The organism is Streptomyces bobili (assembly GCF_002154575.1).
GTDB lineage: Bacteria > Actinomycetota > Actinomycetes > Streptomycetales > Streptomycetaceae > Streptomyces > Streptomyces bobili.
Genome location: NZ_MUBA01000657.1, coordinates 1 through 1,085 on the forward strand (window position 1 = coordinate 1; position 1,085 = coordinate 1,085).

Sequence of the window (1,085 nt, forward strand, 5' to 3'; positions counted from 1 at the left end):
CGACGGCGTCGTAGACCTTGACGCCGTCGACCCCCGCGAAGCCGCCGCGGCGGGGCCCGTGCTGGCGAAGCTCCCCGCCGTACTGGAGTGGGGAAGCCGCCTGTTCGGCCCCTACCCCTACCGCGCGGCCGGCTCCATCGTGGACCACGCCCCGAACGTCGGTTACGCCCTGGAGACCCAGACCCGGCCCGTGTACGACAGAGCGCCCGACCTGAGCACCCTCGTCCACGAGAGCGCCCACCAGTGGTTCGGCGACTCCGTCTCCCTCACCTCCTGGAAGGACATCTGGCTCAACGAGGGCTTCGCCACCTACGCCGAGTGGCTCTACGCCGAACAGCACGGCGGCGACAGCGCCCAGGCCGCCTTCGACGCGCTGTACGCCCGCCCGGCGGCCGACGGCCTGTGGGAGTTCCCGCCCGGCGACCCCGGCAGCGGCGCGAACATCTTCGGCACACCCGTCTACGCCCGCGGCGCCATGGCCCTGCACGTCCTGCGGACCACGGTCGGCGACCGCGCCTTCTTCCGCGTCCTGCGCGCCTGGGCCGCCGCACACCGCGACGGCAACGGCACCACCGCCCAGTTCGAGCGGCTGGCGGAGAAGGTGTCGGGGAAGGACCTCGGAAGCCTGTTCGCGACCTGGCTGTACGCTCAGGGAAAGCCCAACCGTCCCTGAGAACCTGACCAGTTCCTCACACCTCTCGGCCAGGGTCGAGTCATGATCACGCATCGCGCCCGCGCCGCGCTGCTCGCCGCGTCCCTCCTGCTCACCGGATGCGGCGGCGGCGCGGCGGCCTCGCCCGACCACAACGCCCCCGCCCCCGCGACCACTTCGGCGGCGCCGAGCACGCCCGCGCCCGAGGCCGCCGCGCGGACGGGCCCGCGCCGGTTGCCCGGCCTGGGCCCGAAGACCCGCTCGGCCGTACCCGCCGCCGCCCGTCAGGTGGTCGTGGTGACCGGGCGCGGCCCTGATTCCCCGCTCTCCGAAGTCGTCCTGTACCGCCTCACCGGCACCGGCTGGCAGCCCGGCCCGGCCTGGCCCGCCCACAACGCCCTGCGCGGCTGGACCGACCACCACCGCGCCGGCG

At 74.7% G+C, this 1,085-nt stretch carries 1 protein-coding gene and 1 pseudogene; both read left to right on the forward strand.

What is annotated here, in order from left to right; genetic code table 11:
• A partial coding sequence (locus BZL64_RS35635; protein WP_143663404.1) for a M1 family aminopeptidase occupies window positions 1-673 on the forward strand: 673 nt, incomplete at its 5' end.
• A 42-nt stretch (window positions 674-715) separates the two neighbouring features.
• Window positions 716-1,085, forward strand: a pseudogene (locus BZL64_RS35640) (hypothetical protein); the annotation flags it as partial.